This is a genomic window from Nocardia sp. NPDC005745 (assembly GCF_040630775.1).
GTDB lineage: Bacteria > Actinomycetota > Actinomycetes > Mycobacteriales > Mycobacteriaceae > Nocardia.
This window is the reverse complement of sequence record NZ_JBEXYF010000020.1, coordinates 121035-140875: the sequence shown is the minus strand read 5'-3', so window position 1 is coordinate 140875 and position 19841 is coordinate 121035. Positions and strand designations below refer to the sequence as shown.

General features: G+C 65.8%; 14 protein-coding genes and 3 pseudogenes. 1 reads left to right on the top strand and 16 read right to left on the bottom strand.

What is annotated here, in order from left to right:
• Window position 1: 1 nt before the first annotated feature.
• Both pgi and tal read right to left on the bottom strand, forming a co-directional pair.
• On the bottom strand, window positions 2-1639 hold the full coding sequence (gene pgi, locus ABZ420_RS22005; RefSeq protein WP_357125658.1) for a glucose-6-phosphate isomerase: 1638 nt from the start codon (window positions 1637-1639) through the stop codon (window positions 2-4).
• Window positions 1636-2751, bottom strand: coding sequence for a transaldolase (tal, locus tag ABZ420_RS22000; protein WP_357125655.1), 1116 nt, complete (start codon window positions 2749-2751; stop codon window positions 1636-1638). The genes pgi and tal overlap by 4 nt, the downstream gene beginning before the upstream one ends.
• Before the next feature lie 149 nt (window positions 2752-2900).
• Here tal and ABZ420_RS21995 point away from each other — a divergent pair, with 149 nt between their 5' ends.
• Window positions 2901-3659, top strand: coding sequence for a DeoR/GlpR family DNA-binding transcription regulator (locus ABZ420_RS21995; protein WP_357125652.1), 759 nt, complete (start codon window positions 2901-2903; stop codon window positions 3657-3659).
• 129 nt (window positions 3660-3788) lie between these two features.
• On the opposite strand, the gene ABZ420_RS21990 is transcribed toward ABZ420_RS21995, so the two are convergent.
• The 14 genes and pseudogenes from ABZ420_RS21990 to ABZ420_RS21925 all read right to left on the bottom strand — a co-directional run bounded on the left by ABZ420_RS21990 (window position 3789) and on the right by ABZ420_RS21925 (window position 19840).
• Window positions 3789-7100, bottom strand: a complete 3312-nt coding sequence (locus ABZ420_RS21990; protein ID WP_357125649.1) for a protein kinase — start codon at window positions 7098-7100, stop codon at window positions 3789-3791.
• 197 nt (window positions 7101-7297) lie between these two features.
• Entirely contained in the window at window positions 7298-8068 is a 771-nt protein-coding gene (locus ABZ420_RS21985; RefSeq protein ID WP_357125646.1) for a hypothetical protein, read from the bottom strand.
• A 47-nt stretch (window positions 8069-8115) separates the two neighbouring features.
• Window positions 8116-8502: pseudogene (locus ABZ420_RS21980) on the bottom strand (IS110 family transposase); the annotation flags it as partial.
• 38 nt (window positions 8503-8540) lie between these two features.
• Complete coding sequence (locus tag ABZ420_RS21975) at window positions 8541-9260, bottom strand: transposase (protein WP_357125643.1); 720 nt, start codon at window positions 9258-9260, stop codon at window positions 8541-8543.
• 130 nt (window positions 9261-9390) lie between these two features.
• The gene (locus tag ABZ420_RS21970; RefSeq protein WP_357125640.1) at window positions 9391-10371 is read right to left on the bottom strand and encodes a zinc-binding dehydrogenase; all 981 of its coding nucleotides are present in this window, start codon (window positions 10369-10371) and stop codon (window positions 9391-9393) included.
• A gap of 49 nt (window positions 10372-10420) precedes the next feature.
• Window positions 10421-10609 (bottom strand): aldehyde dehydrogenase family protein, encoded by a 189-nt coding sequence (locus tag ABZ420_RS21965; RefSeq protein ID WP_357125698.1) that lies wholly within the window; start codon window positions 10607-10609, stop codon window positions 10421-10423.
• A gap of 19 nt (window positions 10610-10628) precedes the next feature.
• Window positions 10629-11360 (bottom strand): annotated as a pseudogene (locus ABZ420_RS21960) (aldehyde dehydrogenase family protein); the annotation flags it as partial.
• A gap of 766 nt (window positions 11361-12126) precedes the next feature.
• On the bottom strand, window positions 12127-12285 hold the full coding sequence (locus ABZ420_RS21955) for a hypothetical protein (protein ID WP_357125638.1): 159 nt from the start codon (window positions 12283-12285) through the stop codon (window positions 12127-12129).
• 313 nt (window positions 12286-12598) lie between these two features.
• Entirely contained in the window at window positions 12599-13687 is a 1089-nt protein-coding gene (locus tag ABZ420_RS21950) for an alkene reductase (protein ID WP_357125635.1), read from the bottom strand.
• A gap of 535 nt (window positions 13688-14222) precedes the next feature.
• Window positions 14223-15326, bottom strand: a pseudogene (locus ABZ420_RS21945) (IS3 family transposase); the annotation flags it as partial.
• 236 nt (window positions 15327-15562) lie between these two features.
• Window positions 15563-16033, bottom strand: coding sequence for an SRPBCC family protein (locus tag ABZ420_RS21940; RefSeq protein ID WP_357125632.1), 471 nt, complete (start codon window positions 16031-16033; stop codon window positions 15563-15565).
• Between the two features lie 150 nt (window positions 16034-16183).
• A complete protein-coding gene (locus ABZ420_RS21935) occupies window positions 16184-17029 on the bottom strand; it encodes an enoyl-CoA hydratase-related protein (RefSeq protein ID WP_357125629.1) in 846 nt (281 codons plus the stop codon).
• Window positions 17030-17061: 32 nt separating this feature from the next.
• Window positions 17062-18774: an AMP-binding protein gene (locus tag ABZ420_RS21930; protein WP_357125626.1), complete on the bottom strand. Its 1713-nt coding sequence runs from the start codon at window positions 18772-18774 to the stop codon at window positions 17062-17064.
• Window positions 18761-19840 (bottom strand): acyl-CoA dehydrogenase family protein, encoded by a 1080-nt coding sequence (locus ABZ420_RS21925; RefSeq protein WP_357125623.1) that lies wholly within the window; start codon window positions 19838-19840, stop codon window positions 18761-18763. The genes ABZ420_RS21930 and ABZ420_RS21925 overlap by 14 nt, the downstream gene beginning before the upstream one ends.
• Between the last annotated feature and the right edge of the window lies 1 nt (window position 19841).

Genomic DNA, 19841 nt, shown 5'->3' with positions numbered 1-19841 from the left:
TTCACCTTTCACTTTCACCGGCGGCTCGCCGGGCACATCGATAGCGGCCGATCAAGGCATTCGTCGAACTGTCGTGTTGCAGCGCACCTTCGCTGTCCAGCTCGGCCCGGATCCGTGTCGCCAGTACCTTCCCGAGCTCGACTCCCCATTGATCGAAGGAATTGACACCCCAAATCCAGCCTTGGGTGAAGACCTTGTGCTCGTACAGGGCTATCAGCTGCCCGAGCGTGTAGGGAGTCAACTGCGGCAACAGGATCGTGTTACTCGGACGATTCCCCGGAAACCGGCGATGGGGCGATACCTGCTCCGAACTGTCGGCCGGCTCCACCCGCCCGAACGCCAGCGCCTGGGACTGAGCGAACAGGTTCGCCATCAACAAATCGTGGTGCTCTGTCAGAGAGTGCCTCGGCTCGAGGATCCCGATGAAGTCACACGGCACGAGAGTCGTTCCCTGATGTAGCAATTGGAAGAACGCGTGCTGGCCATTGGTGCCGGGTTCACCCCAAATGACCGGCGCGGTCGCGACCGTTACGGCAGTCCCGGCGCGACAGACGGATTTGCCGTTGCTCTCCATGTCCAACTGCTGGAGGTATGCGGGCAACCGCGCGAGCCGTTGATCGTAGGGCAATACGGCGTAGGTCTGCGCGTCCCAGAAATTGCGGTACCAGATGCCGAGCAGCCCCAGCAGTACCGGAATGTTCTGTCGCAGGGGCGCTGTGCGGAAATGCCGATCCATCGAGTGTGCTCCGGCCAGCATCTCGCGAAATCGCTCGGGACCGATCCCGACCATGACCGACAGCCCGATCGCGGAATGCAGCGAGTAGCGGCCGCCGACCCAATCCCAGAACTCGAACATGTTCGCGGGGTCGATTCCGAAGGCCGATACCGCGTCCGCGTCGGAGGACACGGCGACGAAATGTTTCGCGACAGCGCCGGGAACATCGAGTGACGTCGCCAGCCACCGTCTGGCGGATCTGGCGTTGGTCAGCGTCTCGGTGGTGGTGAACGTTTTGGACGAGACAACGAACAGCGTTGTGGCAGGGTCGAGGTCGGCGAGTGTCCTCGTCAGATCGTGTCCATCGATGTTCGAAACAAATCGGACGCCGATAGCGGATGTCGCGAACTCGCGCAGGGCCTGGTATGCCATCGCCGGGCCGAGGTCGGAGCCACCGATTCCGATGTTCACCACAGTCTCGATCGGCCGGCCGGTCGCGCCCCGCCACTCGCCGCAACGAACGCGCTGCGCGAAATCGCTCATTCGCCTCAGCACGTCATGAACGCCGGTTACCACGTTGCGCCCGTCGATCTCCACGACGCCGTCCGCCGGTGTGCGCAGCGCGGTGTGCAACACCGCCCGATCCTCGGTGATGTTGATTCGTTCACCGGCGAACATGGCTTCGATGCCGGCTTCGAGCGAGCGTTGCCCGGCCAATTCGACGAGCAGGTCCATCGCGCGCGGATCGACGAGGTTCTTGGAATAATCCAAGACGATCCCGTCGTGTTCAACCGTGAAATCCGCTGCCCGCGTCGGGCAATCGGTGAACATGTCCCGCAAGTGGCGGCCGCGCAGGGACTTTTGATGCGCCGATAGCCCGTTCCACGCAGCAAGATCTGTGGTGCAAGTTATTTCAGTGCTCACGAGTTGCTCCGATGACGTGCCGTACTTGCTTCGACGTCAGCGATCAGGGCTCGCCAGGAATCCTGGAACATGACCACGCCTTCGCGTTCGAGTTGATCGCCGACATCGCCGATGTCGATCCCCAGGGCAGCGAGAGCGTCGATTACCTCACGCGCCTGTGCGTAGCCGCCGCTCAGCCGGTCACCACCAACTTCTCCGTGGTCCGCTACGGCGGCCAGCGTCTGTCCGGGCATGGTGTTGACCGTCCCGGGGGCGACCAACTGAGTCACATATCGAGTGTCGTCGTAATCGGGATTCTTCACGCTGGTCGACGCCCAGAGCAGGCGCTGCGGCCGCGCCCCGGCTTCCGCCAGCGGCGCCCAGCGGCTCGAACGCAGCATGTGCTGATACTTCTCATAGGCGAGGGTGGAGTTGGCGATGGCCGCGCGGCCGAGAAGTGCTTTCGCCTGTTCCGTTCCGATCTCGTCGAGTCGCTGATCGACCGCGGTGTCGACCCGCGAGACAAAGAAGGAAGCCACGGAGGCTATCCGGGAAAGATCGTGACCGTTGGCTCGTGCCTGTTCCAGACCGGCCAGAAAGGCATCCTGCACCTCGCCATAGCGCTGCAGCGAGAAGATCAACGTGACGTTGACGCTCATCCCCTCTGCCAGACAAGCGGTTACCGCGGGCAGGCCGCCCGGGGTCGCCGGGATCTTGATCATGACATTGGGCCGGTTCACCAGCCACCACAGCAATCGCGCCTCGGCGATTGTGCGTTGCGGCTGGTCGGCCCACGCCGGATCTACTTCGATCGACACGCGGCCGTCTTGGCCGGCGGTTTCCTCGTAGACCGGCTGTAAGACGTCACAGGCCGCTCGCACATCCGCGCAGGTGAGCATCCGTACGGTCTCCGAGGCACCAAGGCCGATTTGCGCGAATTCGCGCATGTCGAGCTCGTAGCTCTCGGAGTCGTGCAGTGCCTTGTGAAAGATCGCGGGATTGGTGGTCACGCCGACAACCTCACCGATCCGTGCGCGGCGCTCCAGGTCACCCGACACCAAACGGCGGCGACTCAAGTCGTCCAGCCAGACCGAGACTCCGGCGGCAGCCAGCGCTTCCAAGGATTGCATCATCAAGGTCCTTCGTGGTTAGCCCCCAGCCTGCGCGATAACGTGCAGCACTCGCGTGGAATACTGCAGGACAGCAGTGTCAATGTCAATCTTTCGAGCACATCGGTACCATTGAGGGTCCGTCAGGAGCCAAACCGATACGGAGGTATCCCTTGCTCGCCAGCACGCGCCGGCGCGAAATCCTGAGCCGACTGTTCGCGGAGGGATATGTCGAAGCCAAGCAGCTCGCCGGCGACCTCGGCGTCGACATCTCGACGATCCGGCGGGATTTGGATTCCCTGGAGCGCGTCGGCCAGGTTCAACGCACCCACGGCGGAGCTCGACCACTGCCGGGAGTCGCGGCCGAACTTCCCTATGCCACGAAAAAGGCCGAACACCTAGCAGAGAAGGCGGCGCTCGCCGAGGTCGCGGCACGCCGCGTAACGGACGGGGACACCGTCGTTCTGGACAGCGGGTCGACCACGTACGAGGTTGCGGTCGCACTCCGCAACCACAGCGAATTGACTGTGATCACCAACGATCTGCGCATCGCAAAGTACATCGCCGCTATCCAGAACTTCCGCCTACTCGTCACCGGCGGCGAACTTCTCGGATCCGTCTTCACCCTCGTAGGCGAGCGTGCGGTCGACTTCCTCCGCGACTACACGGCCGACTGGACCTTCCTGGGCGCCGACGCCGTCGATGCGGACGCCGGAATAACCAACACGAATACACTCGAGCTGCCGATCAAGCGCACCATGCTCGCGGTGGCCCGAACCTCGATCGTCGTAGCGGATCATGCGAAATTCGGGCACCGTGCGCTGGCCAAGGTAGCCGGCCTCGCCGAAGTGGATGCAATCATCACCGACTCCGGGCTCGCGGATGACGTGGCTGCGAAGTTCGGCGACAAGCTGATCCGCGCCGATCCCTAGATGGAGACCGCAACCAACCGAGCGGCCGCCTCTCTGACGTGATTCGTGGACAATGTTCGCCACACGGACGATGGCGATTTTCCCAGATCTCTTCGCAGCGAATGAGGTTCGAAGTTCGAATTGGACTGGTCAGGCACGCTCATCTTGCGCGTGCTCCACGACCCAACCCGCGATCTGGGTTCGTGAGGTGAACCCAAGTTTGGTGAGGATGTGTTCCACATGGCCCTGCGCGGTGCGCTGCGATATCACGAGCCTGGCGGCGATGGCCTTGTTGGTCAGGCCCTGCGCGATCAGGTCGGCGACCTGCCGCTCACGTTTGGTCAGGCCCGTTGTACCGCTACTGGCGGGCGGTGCCGCGGACTGGGTGGACTCGCCGAGGCCGTATGCCACGGCTTCCTCGAATCCCATTCCTGCCCCCTTCCTCCGGGCCGCCTCGAATCGCTCACCCAGTGCAGTGCGAGTGATCCGCTCGCAGTCCTCGTGGTGGACGCGCAGAGTGGGAAACAGTACCGCGGAGCTACCCACCGCGCGGCCCAGCGCCTCCGCGGCACCCATCAGTATGGCGGCGCGTCGTGCGCCGTCCTCGGCACCAGCAATCCACGCCAGAGCCTCCAGGGCCAGGGCGGCGGTGACGGGATCGTCGACCCGCCGGGTCAGCCGGAGGCACTGTTCCAGCAGTTCCGCCGCCCGGCCACGATCCCCCTGCTGCAAGACTGCCACTCCCAGCGCCCACAGCGCGTACGACCGGTACACCGATTCGCCGTGTGATGCGGTGATGTTCAGGACCTGCTGATGGCAGCCGATGGCGCGGGGAGCATCTCCCTGCAACTCGTATGCCAGGCCGAGCGACGTCAGAATCCACACCTGCGATGACAGGTCGCCGCGGGCGACGACCACTTCCAGTGCTTCTTCCAGACGGGTGCAGGCGCGGGAGAGGTCGCCGCTGACGAGGGCCAGGATACCGTCCGCATGGGTGATGCGTGCACGAGCCAGCGGGTCGGTTATCTGCTCGGCCAGGGCCTGCGCTTCCTCGACCAGGGCGGTTGCCGCCCGGAGGTCGCCCTGTGCGCCGGCGAGCGCGCTGTCGGCGTACAGGGCCTCGACTCGCGCCGCAGTCGGCTGCCCGGGCCGACGGGCCAGGGCGCGGTCGAGCCAGTGCCGCCCTTCCCGGATCAGGCCGCGGGAGAGCCAGAACGGGAAGAGGGCGGCGGCGATCCGCAGCCCGGCCTCGGTGTCGGTCTCCTCCGATGAGCAGAATTCCATCGCCTCACGCAGGTTCGGTTGCTCCCGCTCGAGCCGCGCAATCCACTCCAATTGCCGCGGCCCGATCCACTCGGCCTCCACTTGCAACACCAACTGCTGACACCACTCCCGATGCCGTCGGCGCAATACCGGGTGCTCGCCGGTCTGCTCCGACTTCTCGCGGCCATAGTCCCGCAGGATCTCGAGCATCCGGAATCGCACCGCCGCGCCCGCGTCCTCCCGGATCAGGATCGACTTGTCGACCAACGCCGCCACCGCATCGAGTAACTCCTCCGCGGCCACGTCGGCGCAGATTGCCTCAGCCGCATCCAGTTCGAAGCTGCCCGCGAACACCGACAGTCGTGCCCACAGCTGCTGCTCGAGCGGCGTGCAGAGTTCGTGGCTCCAGTCGATGGACAGCCGCAGGGCCTGCTGGCGTGTCGGTGCACCGCGGTTGCCGAGGGTCAGCAGTGTGTACCGGTCGGTCAGCCGCTGCAGAATCTGTTCGGGCGACATCGCCCGCAGTCGTGCCGCCGCCAGTTCGATCGGCAAAGGCAGCCCGTCGAGCTGCCGGCAGATTCGGGTCACCGTCACCCGGTTGTCCTCGGTGAGGTCGAATCCCGGCACAGCGGCGGCGGCCCGCTGCGCGAACAACCCCACCGCGTCGTATCGGGCCAGCTCGCGCAGCGACGGCTCACGGTCCGGGTCGGGGAGCGTCAGTGGGGGCACGCGCAGCACCGTCTCTCCCCCGATGCCGAGTGGTTCGCGACTGGTGGCCAGGATCCACAGCTGCGGGCAGATGCGCAGCAGCATCTCGGCCAGTGCGGCGACCGCATCCACCACCTGCTCGCAGTTGTCCAACACGAGCAGCACGTGCCGGGAGGCGAGGAACTCCGCCACCACGTCGTCGAGCTGTCGCGCGGGCTGATCCCGCAGCCTGAGGGCGGCGGCCACCATGCCCACAAGCAACGACCCGTCCCGCAACTCGCCCAGTTCGACCAAACAGACGCCGTCGCCGAATCTCCGCTGGACATCGGCGGCCACCCGAAGCGCCAGGCGCGTTTTCCCGACCCCACCGATCCCGGTCAACGTCACCAGACGAGAGGCCGACAGCAGGTTCTTCGCCTCGGACAACTCGTTGCGGCGGCCGACGAAACTGGTAAGCGCGAGCGGCAGGCTTCCCACCGAAGTCTGGGCGGCCGGCGCCGTCGACGGTGTAGGAGGCGGAGCCGCCGTGACCCTCCCAGGTTTCGGGCGTGCGCGCTCCGGATCCGGATCGCGACGGGGGGCGTCCGGTTCGCCGGACAGCGCCATCTCATCGATGGGAAGGCCGTGAGCGAATTGAATCCGGCGCAGATCGTCGCCGAACTCGGCGGCAGTGGCGGGACGCTGCCGCCGATCGACGGCCATGGCCCGGCCGATGACCCCGGATACGTCGTCGGGGACGCCGTGGTCCCGTAAGTCCGGGACCGGTCGGGTGGTGATCCGCAGGAACTGGGCGACTACGTGCTCATCGCTGCGGCGCTCGAACGCCGCGTGACCGGTGACGGCGCAGAACACCGTCGCCCCGAGACTGTAGATATCGGAGGCCTCGGTCGGGGGTTCGCCGCTGAGCACCTCGGGGGCGGTGAAGGCCGGTGACCCGGTCACTGTGCCGGTGGTGGTTTCGAAACCGCCGGCGATATGGGCGATGCCGAAATCGGTCAGCGCCGGCTCCCCGTAGTCGGTGAGCAGGATGTTTCCGGGCTTGACGTCCCGGTGCAAGATGCCGAGACGATGTGCGGTCTCAAGGGCACCGGCCATCTTCACACCTAGCCGGAGCGCTTCCTCCAAGGGCAGCGGGCCGTCGCGGCGGATCCGCGCGTCGAGCGAATCCTGGGGGTAGTAGGGCATCACGATGTAGAGGCAACCGCTATCGGTGGCCCCTACATGCAGTGCGCTGACGATATTCGGGTGTCCGGTGAGGCGGCCCATCGCCCGCTGTTCCCGAAAAAACCGGGCCCGATTGTCCTCGTCCAGGTCCGCGGTGAGGACCTTCACCGCCACGGCGCGGTCCAGTGCTGGCTGAAAGCAGCGGTAGACGACACCGAACCCGCCCCGCCCGATTTCGTCGGCGCCCTCGAACCCGGCAGCACTCAGCTCCGCCGTGACCGTGTGAGCCACGCCGCGCTGGGTCTCGAACGGATCACCTGCGGCCATCGTAGTGTCCTCACCGTCTCCCGAAGAGCCGAGAGAACGGGAGATGGGCGGTCCGATCTTCGAGAGGCAACATGCCACTCGAGGATCGGATGTGCTTTCAGGATACCGCCGCCGGACAGGTCACCTGAGACTGCGATCGATCGAATCTAATCGCCGATACGGGCTACAACGGGCCTCCAGCGGCGAAAGCCAACACATCAGCGGGAAGAAGGATCGAGGGCTGACCTACCATTAGGCCTCGTCGCCGTTGCGTCGCTCCCCGACCCGGTAGTCGCCAAAACCCGAGTCACGCTGGGTAAGGGCACGTCACGTCGGCCCGCAGGGCCTCCTTGCGGGCGAGGGCGGACGGGAGCATGCCACCGATCGTCTGGGATTCCGTCGTCGCGCGCAGCGACGTTCGGATTCCCATGAAACGGCCGCGCCGACTCGTCACGCAATCCCAGCGCCCTCGCCATGGCGACCAGAAGCGCTGACTCCGAGACATCGGCAAGCTCCACCAACCACATCCCGTCGGCGAACTCCCGGCGCACCGCCGCCGCCACCCGCAGCGCCAGCCGCGTCTTACCGATCCCACCGGTCGCGGTCAATGTCACCAACCGGGCCGAGTCCAGCAGGCTCTTCAGCTCCGTCACCTCTGCGCGGCGGCCGACGAAACTGGTCAACTCCAGCGGCAGAGCGCCGGGCCCGCGGCGACTCATCCCGGCAGGTGTCGCCGGCGGACGCCATCCGCGCACAGCTGGTGGCCGATCATGGGACCGCAGCCCTGGTTCGGCCTGCAACGCCATCTCGTCGACCGCGTACCCATGGCAGCGTTGCGCCTGTCGCAACGCCTCCCCCAGCGCCGCCGCCGACGGCCGCTGCTGAGGATCCCGTTTCATCGCTGTGGCCACCGCCGACACATCCTCGGCGATACCGCTGTCCCGCAGATCCGGCACCGCCTGGGTAGCGATCCGCAGGAACTGCGTCACCAGGTTCTCCCCGCTGCGCCGCTCGAACGCCGCGCGTAGTTGAGCTGGCGGTCGCCAGCGCGGGAGAGTCGATGCCGGCGAGTGTCTTCTGAGGAGACCTCGATCGGGGCCACGCCGCAGTAGGAAGCGAACGCGGCGGCGGACCGGAAGCGGCGTATATCGCTGATGTGGGCGAGGATCTTGGCCGCCACCACAGTGCCGACACCATGGATGGTGGTGAGCTGGGTGCGGGAGGCGATGACGGCAACGTCGAGGGAGTTGGTTGCGTTGTCGATGCGGCGATCGAGCCGGCGAAGCTCGCCGACCAGGTTGACGGCGATCTGCCGCAGGGTGCGGCGGCAGTGTTCGCGTGGGCGCACCGACAGAAGCAGCTGCGAGGCAGCCTCAGCGGTGAGTCGTTTCGGCAGCCCGGCCGGCACCAACCGGGCCAGCATGCCGTGCAACCGGTTGGCGGTCTGGGTTCGGGTACGGATCAGGTCGTCACGGTATTCGGTGAGTGTGCGCAGCACCTGCGCCGTATCGTCGGTGTGCACCGCTCGAAGTCCGGTGCTGTTGCGCGCGGCGATCCGACCGACAGTGCGTCGGCTTCGTCGTTCTTGCGGCCGTGACCGGTGGAAAGCATTCGCACCCGGTGGGCGAGTTTCGCTGGCACATCGAGGCACTCGATTCCGTCGTCGGCCAGCTTCTGTGCCAGAGGGGCGCCGAGACCGCGGGCTCCTTCGATCGCCCAGACCGCCTGGGGCCAGTCTCGGGCGAATCGACGTAGTCGCCGATAGCCTGCGCGGTTGACCTCGACGCGTAGCGAGTCCAGCGGCTGGCATTGTTGATCCACGATGACCGCCGTCCACGATGCTTTGTGCGGGTCGACAGCGATCACGACGCGATCGGCGGGAACAGATTTCGGCAAAGCACCTCCATGAAACCTTGAACAGAAACGGGTTCCAACAAGGAGGGCAACAACTTCGGGCGATGCAGACCTCTCTCGAGCCACTCCCGTCGGCGGCCGCGGCCGGGACGCAAGCCGTTGGATGGTCAGCCCCAGCAGGCGACAGGTGTTTGCCGAGCGACCCCGACCGCAGCCTCGAAGATCATGGCTGCAGACCACGAACTCCGGCCCCGATTCAACAAGTTGGTACCTCTCTACTCGTCGAGGCTTGACACAGAGAGGAGCCGCTAGATCCAGTGTCACCATCAAAAGGTCGGCTGGACATCCAAGCTCCTGGGATGTCTCTCAATCAAGCGGGTGAGCGCAAATCCGGGGCGGTTCCAGTCCGTCCGTGTTGCGACGTTGACTAGAATCCGCCCCGGAGCCGACCACGACGTCAGCGGTGATCGAGGACAACTTTGCCGAAAGCCTGCCCAGACTCGAGGTATCTATGAGCTTCGCCGGCTTCGGCCAACGGGAAGACTCTGTCGATAACAGGCGGATCGACCATTGACCTGTCGATCAGCGCCATCAACCCGCGCATATCGGCCAAGCTTCCCATTGTGGTTCCGATCAGCTCATACTGGCCGAAGTAGAACGGGCGTGTTTCCAGCGTGGCAGTTGGCGATGCGGAAGAGCCGAGAACAACACAACGCCCCCCCGGCCGAAGGCAAGCAATAGACTCCGACCATCGGCCGACCGGATCTAACACGACATCGAAGCCCTGCCGCCCAGTGGTCATGGCTCTAGCGTTCGCGATCCACCCGTCGCCTGTGTGCGAAGTGCCTTCCGCAGCACCGAGATCGATGGCAGACGCAATTTTCTCGGGGTCGTCGGAGGTAACCACAACTCGCGCTCCGACGGCGTCGGCGAGACGAATCGCCATCGTGGCGATGCCGCCACTAGCCCCGAGCACCAACAGAGACTCACCACTTCGTAGCCGGCCTCGACTGAACAGCGCGCGATACGTTGTCAGGCCGACCAGGGGTAACGCGGCGCTCTCCGCAATGCTCCAACCATGTGGTGGTGGCACCAGACACTTCTCGGGGACGCTGACACGTTCTGCGTACGTGCCCGGACGATAATCACCCAGGATTTCCCACTTCGGGCCCGGTGCTGCCGGTCTGTCACCCCAGAACAGTGAAGGCACAATCATCACCTTCTCGTCGGAGTCTCGTCGACGTCCGCACCCATCTGCCCCCGGTACGTGAGGTAGCGGCGACTTGTACACACCCTGTCTCACCAGCACGTCGTGCCAATTCAGAGCGCTCGCTGCAAGATCAACTTCGACCCACCCGGGTCTCTGCTCCGGATCCGGAAACTCCGCGAGGCGTAGAACATCTGACGAGCCGTACTGATCCATCACGGTGGCATACAAGCGCCGCGCTCCCTCGAATTCGTTTGTTCTGCAAATTTATGACGCCGCCTCAAGGTGACACCCGCGCACCATCGGCGACCGCCGAGGACAGGATTTCGGCGACCCGCGTGAACTGCGGAGCCGTCGAGATCAGCCCGATGTCGGTGGTCGGGTAGCTGGGATCGCCAATCCTGATCTGCTGAGCCCGCGCGACGAGTCGCTCGGCGAACTCGGGGTAGACGTCGCGGTGTACGAGCACCCCACGAGCCTGCGGTCCAGAACTGGCCCGACGTAGCGAACACTCCCGCGACAACGCCGTTGGTCGCTTGATCGAGATCAGCGTCGGCGAAGACGATCTGAGAGGACTTCCCGCCGAGCCCCAGCGTCACCGCCGCCAGATGCCCAAGGGCCGCCTGGACGACGGCCACCCCGGTTCGGGTCGAGCCGGTGAACGCTACCTTGTCGACGCCCGGATGTGACACGAGATGTGCTCCCGCCTGACGGGACTGACCCACCACCACGTTGAACACGCCCGGCGGGAACCCCGTCTCCTCAACGCAGGCGCCGAACGCGAGCGTCGATGCCGGGGTGAACTCTGAGGGCTTGGCCACGAAGGCGCACCCAGCGGCGAGTGCGGGCGCAAGCTTGAAGGCCAGCAGGATCAGCGCGGCGTTCCACGGCAGGATCGCGGCGACGGGGCCGATCGGATGTTGGATGGAGTAGACGTGGAGGTTCGGGGGTGCCTCTTGGAAGGCGCGACCCTCGATCTTGTCGGCGTGGCCTGCGAAGTAGCGCAGCCAGTCAGCGATGTAAGCGGCCTGGGCGTTGGCGTCCCGGCACGGCTTGCCGTTGTCCGGGGTCTCGACCTCCGCGAGCGCGCGCGCGTCGCGCTCAACGGCCCAACTGCGGCAGGCGTACGGGTCCTCGGACTCATACGACGCGCCGGTCGAGGAGCCTTCGAACCGTCCGTCGATGAAGAGCTCGAGCTCTGTGAGCACCTCGGAAACCATGGTCATCGGGACACGCTTCCCTCCTGAAGGAACTCCCCGTCGCGCTCAGCTTGGCTGCGGCACCGATGCCGCAACCGCCTCGATTGATGGTGGCGACGCGTGAGCTGCGCGTCGCCAGCCTGTTGCACTAGTGTCAACTTCTTCCGTCCCTTGATTCGGCGTCCGAAGGCGACACTAGAGGCGCCAGCGCGCTGCATCGCGGCCTCGCTGAGGCGACATTGTCGTTGATTCCAACGCCGATCCGTGAACCCAGGCGGATCATGGACTCGACGTGCAAGTCGGCCGCGGCAGTCTTGGTCACGCCCACATCGCCATGCGGGCAACACGTCGGCGTCACGCCACGCGCGCCCTGACAAATTTCCCAATCCGCGCCTGGTCCTGGCGGCTACGCCGCACCTCACGGGCTCCTTCGAGGTAGCCGTGCGGTAGGTCCGGGTAGGTAGCCACCTCGGTCAGGACCCCGGCCGCCCGCAGCGCTTGCACGTACGTCAGGCCGTCGTCGTCGTGGAGGATGTCGAAGATCAGCGAACACGAGCAGCGTCGGCGGGAGGCCGGTTAGGGCGCCGTGGATTGGCGACCAGTCCAGGTGCGGCGCACGGTCGTCGTCGCCGAGGTAGAGCCGCCAACTCGTGGCCAACGCCTCCGCCGTCAGCATGGGCGAGGGCGTATCAGAGGCCACCGTGCCGGATCGTGTCCGACGATGTCCGCTGCGTCAGCGGTCCGCACCCACTCTCCAAACACACGCCGCCAGTCGGGCAGAGGACGATCAGCTAGCAACGGGAGACTCCCAGGACAGGTCACCCACGAGCCGCATCGCCGAGACGGTGAGCTCCGCCCGGAGCTGCCCTCCGGCATCGTTGAGCAGGTCGAGACCGGGGAGCTTCTCGATGCGTCCCAGCCGGTAGCGCACGGTGTGAACCACCATTCAACCGAAGTTGACACGAATCCGGCGACGGCGAAGCACTTGGTTTGCGGCCCGTGGTTCGGATGGGCGGAGTCGCTGTTCGGCTGACGCGAACAGGCCGACACGTCGTCGGACAAGACTTCGTCAGCGGCGCAGCCGTCACCAGTGATGCGAATGCGGCGCCGGGGAGCAGCGCATGCACGATCGAGGCCGGCATGCTCGGACGTTCCGCAACCGGAAGGCTTGGTGAACCGGTTCCGCGACGGCTCCATGCCACACCGGACACTGTCACCTGACACATGCTCCCCGGGCCGCAATCCGTCACACGCTCATATCACGTTGTAGCGTTGACCTCATCCAATGAGGGGTAGTCGATGTAGCCATGCTCGTCGCCCCCGTAGAAGGTTGCACTGTCGGGCAAATTGAACGGACCGCCAGCCGCCAACCGGGCCGGCAAGTCGGGGTTGGCCAAAAACAGAGCTCCAAACGAAACGAGATCAGCGATACCGTCGTCGATCAGTTTGAGCCGACTCGGGCCCGCGATAGCCATAGCGGCGGGGGTGTTGGGATTGAGGATGAAGGTGCCTCCGAAGCGTCGGCGAATCTGCACGGTCAGATCACGGTCGCAACTTTCCGCGACGTGCAAGTAGGCCAACCCCATTGGCGCCAGGGCATCGGCCAGAGCGAGATAGGTATCGCGATAGCCCTCCTCGACGATGTCGAACAAGGGGTTGGCCGGCGAGATGCGCAGTCCAACTCGGTTCGCACCGATGGCTGCGGAAACTGCCTCAACGACTTCGAGAGTAAACCGAATTCGCCCCGCCACTGATCCGCCCCAGCCGTCAGTGCGGAGATTTGCATTGGTAGACAGGAATTGATGCAACAGGAACCCGTTGCCTCCGTGCACCTCGACTCCGTCGAATCCCGCGTCGATCGCGTTCCGCGCGGCCGCGGCGAAGTCTTGCACCGTGGCGAGGATGCGTTCCTCCGTCATTTCCACTGGGGCGACGAGGTCCTGCCAGCCTTGCACCGTAAACCCCTGCGCCGCAGCCGCCACCGGTGACGGACCCTCGGGCATCAACCCCTCAGGCAGCACGCTCGGGTGGCCGGCGCGGCCGGTATGCCAAAGTTGAGGAAAAATCACGCCGCCGGCAGCGTGCACCGCATCGGTGACGTTGCGCCACGCGTCGACCTGCTCCACCGAGTGCAAGCCGGGAGTATAGGGGTATCCCTTGCCGACGATCGATGGATAGACAGCCTCTGTGATGATCAGTCCCGCACTGGCACGTTGGGCGTAGTAGGTAGCAGCGGTGGGTGCCGGAAACCCGTCCGCAGAGGCTCGGCTACGAGTCATCGGCGCCATCACAATTCGGTTGGCGAGCATTTGACCTGATAGATCGAAGGGTTCGAATGCAATGCTCATTGCGTGTGTTTTCCTCTCACTATTTCGACGCCGCGGTTGAACAGCTGGCCCTGCAACACCTGGTAGTCGGCTACGTCCATCGCGTTCACTCGCGTGACCAGGGTGGCCTCTGACCTCGCGATCGATGCCATATCCTCCGGCTCCAGCTCGGGTTCAGCCTGACAGTAGGCGTCACGCCGCCTCTGCAAGTCGAGCGATAACCACCCCTTGTGCGGATCTCCAAAGCCGCCCCGATACGGGCTCGGAAGGGCCGAATCCGAACACTCCGCCGCCACCCCTGTTGGCGTAGTGGCCGAGCGGCATGCGACCGGGCAGCAGACCCGAACGGCCAAGGCAGGTCGACTGTCTCAGTGAGCCTGGTTTCCTAGCGTTTCGGCGGCAAAGGCACCCGAATTCCACCGCATCTCCCCTGTCTCGCTCCAATGACCACAGTGACCGGTCCCCGATGACGAGACCCGGTAGTTGAGTCCGGGTTGTTTTCGTCCGGATTCAGTTGATCCCGCCCGCCACCGGGTGGTGGCTGTGGCTGCAGCGGGCAGCGGGCAGCGTACTCGGCAGGGGTGAGATAGCCCAGTGCCGAATGCCGATGCCGCCGGTTGTGATCGTCTTTGACATCGCCGATCACTACGCGGGCCTCGAGCAGGCTCGTCCAGTGGTTGCGGTTCAGGCACTCGGTGCGCAGCCGCCGGTTGAACGACTCGACAAAGCCGTTGTTCCACGGCGTGCCCGGCGGGATATAGACGATCCCCACCTTGTCACCGCAGAACTGTTGCAGTGCTTGGAAAATCATCTCCGGACCGTTGTCGAGCCGTAGCACCTTCGGCGCACCTCAGACGGTGAACACCTTCTCCAGCGCGGCAACGAGGCGCTCGGCGGTGATCGAGCGTTCCACACGATGCAGCAGCGATTCGCGGGTGTGCTCGTCGACCATCGACGCGATCTTCACCGCTCGCCCGTCCGTGGTGGAGTCGAACTGGAAATCCAACGCCCACACCACTTTCGGTGCATCCGCCTCGATCGGCGGCCCCGACGAGACACCGGCCCGTTTGCGCGGGTGCTGCTCACGCACCTGCAGGCCCTCCTCGCGCCACGGCCGATGCACCCGCTTCTTGTTAACCACGCTGCCCTCGTCGAACCGCAACGCCGCCCACGCACGGCGGAACCCGTGGCACGGGTGTTTCGTCGCATACGAGCGCAGCCACGCCCGCGGACCGGCATCCGGGTCGGCCGGAGTCTGTGCCGGCCGCAACCGCCGGTAGGTGGATCTGTGCAGCCCAACAACCTTTGCACGCGAACCGTTCCGACAGGCCCACCGTTTCCTTGAGCATGTCCACGACCCGGCGTCCGGCTGTCGGGCTCACCATTTTCCCTTGGCGATCTCCCGCAGCGCGTCCTTCTCCAGCTCGGCATCGGCCAGCAATCGCTTCAACCGGGCGTTCTGCTCGCGCAACTCTTTGAGCTCTTTCGCCGCGTCAGTGTCCATCCCGCCGTACTGGCGGCGCCAGTTGTACAACGTGGCCGCCGACACCTCGAGCTCGGCGGCGATCTCCTCACCTGAGCGACCCTCAGCGGCCAGCTCGTCGGCATGGCGCAGCTTCCGCACGATCTCCTCCGCGGGATGCCGCTTGCGTCCTGCCATGTCCCTCAGTGTCCCTTCCAGCCTTCACCAGGGCCAACAGGACTCTAATACTGAGCGGCCTCATTCAATGGGGACGGTCCACTCGCCGATGCCCCCCGGCGCACCACACCGACGCCAGCGCGCCCTCTCCGTGTAGCCGCTCGGCACCAACTGTCCTGTTTGGCGTAGAGATCCTGGACCGTTGTGCTCACAGAGAATGGCAGTCGTTTCGGACCTGCTTTCCGCACGCCCCTGTCTCAGCGACGTGCTGCGGACGTCAGTCTCCGCTCGGCTTCGGCGAGAATCCGGGTGAACGACGGCGCGAGTATTCGCTCGGCGAGCACGGCGCTCACCTTACCGCCGGCAACGCGGGGAATGTCGAACGTCGTTCGCCACACGACGTGTGAGCCCTCTGCCACCGGCGACACGCGGATCGTCCCGCCGAAGTGCGTGATCGGCGGGATCGACCGCAGAATCCGGTACTCGAATGTGTGCGGTGGATCGATTACGGTGATCTCCTCGCGGAACCATGCGCCCGCCGCCACCACTTCGCGGACCGAGCCCGCGCTCCAACCACCTTCGCGGCCCTCACGAACGCGTTTGACACGCAGCACCACCGGAGCAAATCGCAGGTTTTCCGAGGAAGTGACAACGTCGAACACATCCGCGGGAGGCGCCGCGATGATCCGCTCGAGGTGAATCGTTCCCATGGGATTGTCGATCGGCATTTCCGGATCCTTCCGTTCGGCGCTACGCGCGCCGTTGTATCGAGTACGCCGCGAGCGGCGGGTGTTGACGCGCCGATGTGCGAAGCACGACTTCCGAACCGTGGTGGCGTGTGTCCGGGGTTCGTCGCCGGTGGTGATGTACTTTCGCTGTCAAGAGACCTCGTCGCCGTTGCGTCGCTCCCCGACCCGGTAGTCGCCAAAACCCGAGTCACGCTGGGTGAGGGCACTCGTCACGTCGGCCCGCAGGGCCTCCTTGCGGGCGAGGGCGGACGGGAGCATGCCACCGATCGTCTGGGAGTCCGTCGTCGCGCGCAGCGACGTTCGGATTCCCATGATATCCATCGCCCGGTGAACGGCGCGCTTGTTCAGGGCGAGGACCTCCGGCGGCACCTTGCTGATCCGTTCGGCCAAGGTCAGCACCGCCTCCTCGAGTTCGTCAACCGGGAATGAGCGGTTCGCGAACCCCAGCTCGACCGCCTCCTTTCCGGAGACCGAGTCCCCGGTCAGAACTGCCTCCATTCCCCGTCGCAGCCCGTAGATCCACGGCTGCCAGCACATGTCGGGCGGGCTGATGTCGCGCACCGGCGGATATCCGATGATGGCGTCGTCGGCGACGTAGACGAGGTCGCAGGCCATCGCCAACTCGGTGCCACCCGCGAGGCAGTACCCGTGCACCTGGCCGATGACAGGGGTGTCGTAGTCCCACACGTCGATCCAGCCGTCCACGATGTGGCGGGGCCAGTGGCCGGTGCGCCGGTTGGAGTGGCGAGACAGCGGCTCGGAATGGTCCTGGGCGAGATCGTAGCCCGCCGACCAGCACTTTCCCGCGCCGCGGATGACGATTACCGAGACGTCGTCATCCAAGTCGCCCTCGCGGAGCGCCTCCAGCAGCCTGCTCCGCAACGCGTTCGACATCGCATTGCGCTTAGCCGGACGGTTGAGCGTGATCCGTCGAACCCGCGGTCGCGGGTCGTCGGTGAGAACCAGGTCGTCCATGGTATGAATCCTCCTGAGATAGGGATGGGCGTTCAGGTTTCCCGGGCGTCCGAGCCGACGGCGGCCTCGGCGATCCGGGCCGCCTCTTGCAGGTCGGCCTTCCCGTTCGGGAACCGCGGCACCGTCGGGACGAACAGGACATCTTTCGGGACTTTGAATCCCGCCAGCCGGGACCGGACCGCGGCACGGACGGCTTGGGCGGTCAAGCTCTCGGCGGTGCGGGATACCACAGCGACCACCCGTTGCCCCCAACGAGGGTCGGTCACGCCGACGACCAGGCAGTCGGTGACCCCGTCGAGGCCGCGAACGACGTCCTCGACCTCCGCCGGGAAAACCTTCTCCCCACCGGTGTTCACGACCTGACCGCCTCGGCCGAGCGGTTCGAGGCTGCCGTCGGGGAGCAACCGGCCCAGGTCACCGAGCACGGCGTAACGTTGGCCGTCGAGTATCCGGAAGGTCTCGGCCGTCTTCTCGGGATCGCCGCGGTAGTACACGGCGTCGGCGACGGGGAAGGCAATGAGGCCGGTCTCCCCCGGCGCGGCGTCGGATGCGTCCTCCCGCAGGATTCGCAGCCCCGCGACGGGCGTGAATCGAGGGTTGCTGTGTACCGGCGTCTCGGCTGTCCACCTACTCGTCCCCATCAGGCCCTCGGTCGCACCGAACACCTCGACCAACTGCAGGTGCGGCAGGTGGGCCAAGAGCCCTGCTTTCGTCGTGGAATTCCAGGCCATGCCGGTGGACGTGACGGTGCGAAGGTTGGCAGCAGATGTTCGTCCTCGCCGCACGCGATCGTCGAGCGCCTGCAGCAACGGCCTGCCCATTGCGTCCCCCACGATCGTCATCGAAGTAACGTCTCTGCGATCGACGACGTCCCAGACCTCATCGGGATCGAACGCGGCCGATGGCACCGTCACCACCGTGCCGCCGAGCAACAGCGTGGGTAGGGCACAGGTCACAAGCGCCGCGTTGTGCATCAGCGGCGAAGCGGGCAGCCCGACCGGACTCGCCCCCCGTTCGGCGAGAGCCGCTGCGGCCTCGACGAATCCCGCGGTGCCGGGGTCGGGAAGACCCACCAGGCGTGCGAACTCGGCCACCCGCCCGCGCAGCCGCGACCGGATCGGGTAGGTGAGCGCCTTGGGCAGTCCGGTGGTCCCGCCGGTATAGACGACGAGGGGATCATCCCCAGAGCGCTTGACCGGCGGTGCCGGGGCGGCGGCCGCCATAACCGATTCGTAGTCCAGCACCCCGTCGGGCACGGGTGACGTACCGTCATCGGTGCCGTCCTGCACCATCAGCAGCAAGGACAGACTCGGGACCCGGTCCCGCACGGCGAGCACACGGTCGGCGAAGGCAGCGCCGAACACCAAGGCCTCGCACGCGCTGCCTCGCAGCAGGCTGACGAGCTCGTCCTCCGCGTAGCGGTAGTTGATGCTTGTCGGCACGCCGCGAATCTTGAGTGCGGCGAGGTAGGTCTCCAGGTACTCGTTCGAGTTACGCAGGCAGATCCCGACCGAGCCGTGCCGCGACAGCCGGGCGTCCTGGAGTTGCCGGGCGAGTCGGGAGGCTCGGTCGTCGAACTCGCCCCAGGTGCGCACGCAGTCGCCGGACACCAGAGCCGCCCGGTCCGGGCGGCTCGCGGCGATCGCCTCGAGCACGTCCGCGAAATGCGACCCGATCGGCGCATCGAGCCGGGGTTCGCGTGATGGAGCCGGGGCCCCCTCGGTCCTACGTTCAGCCGTGGACAAGCTCGCCTCCCAAAGCGTCGTGGTGCTGCGCGGGCGAGCCGAACAAGGCCTTGAACGCGACCGCCCGCTTGAGGTACCAGTGAGCGTCGTGCTCCCAGGTGATGGCGATGCCGCCGTGGACCTGGACGCTGGTCGTGGCGGCGAGCTGGAGTGTGGTCGCGGCCTGACTCCACGCCGCTCGCGGCAAGCGGGACTCGACGCCGTTCTCCAGCTCCCAGGCAGCGAGCCAGGTCGCGCGCCGAGCGAAGGTCAGCTCGATGAACACGTCTACGAGCAGGTGCTTGACAGCTTGGAAGGAGCCGATGGGCCGAGCGAACTGCGTTCGTTCCTTCGCATACGCCTGCGCCGTTTCGAGGCATTTCCCCGCCGCGCCCACCTGTTCGGCGGCGAGTGCGGTCGCGGCCTGCGTGAGAGCTCGGTCGTGTGCGCTGGCGACGCCAACCCCATGAGCCAGGAGGACGCCTGGCGTGTTGTCCAGGGTGACCGTGCCGAAGCGTTGGGTAGGGTCGATCGACACGTGAGTCTCGATCGGGGGGCGCTCGCCCAGCGGCACTGCCACGAGTTCGTCCGCGGTGGTCACGAGGAGGAGGAGATCGGCCTCGGCGGCGAATGGCAGCGGCCCGACGGCGCCGCTGACTCGCACTGATCCGGTCGAGGTCCCACCGCCGGCCATCTTCACATCGGTTCGCTCGAACGGCACGGTGACCACAAGCTCCCCCTGCGCCAGCTGGGCGGACCACTCGGCGCCCTGCTCGGCCTCCGCGGCCGCCAGCAGGTTAGGGGCCTGCACGAGCGAGGCCACATACGGGCCGGAAAGCAAGCTGCGGCCGAGCTCCTCGAAGGCGGCGACAGCATCGAGCAGGTCGCCCTCGGACCCGCCCACCGCTTGCGGGAGAAGTATCCCGTGCAGGCCGATCTCATTCGCCAGACGGCTCCAGATCTTGCGGTCGAAGGGGCTGTCCGCGGGCTCGGCGTCACGGAGCTCCCGGAGGGGATCGGCGTCGTCGAGGAACTGGCGGAGGGCGGCAGCGAAGACGCGCTGCTCGTCACTGGGGTCGAGATTCATA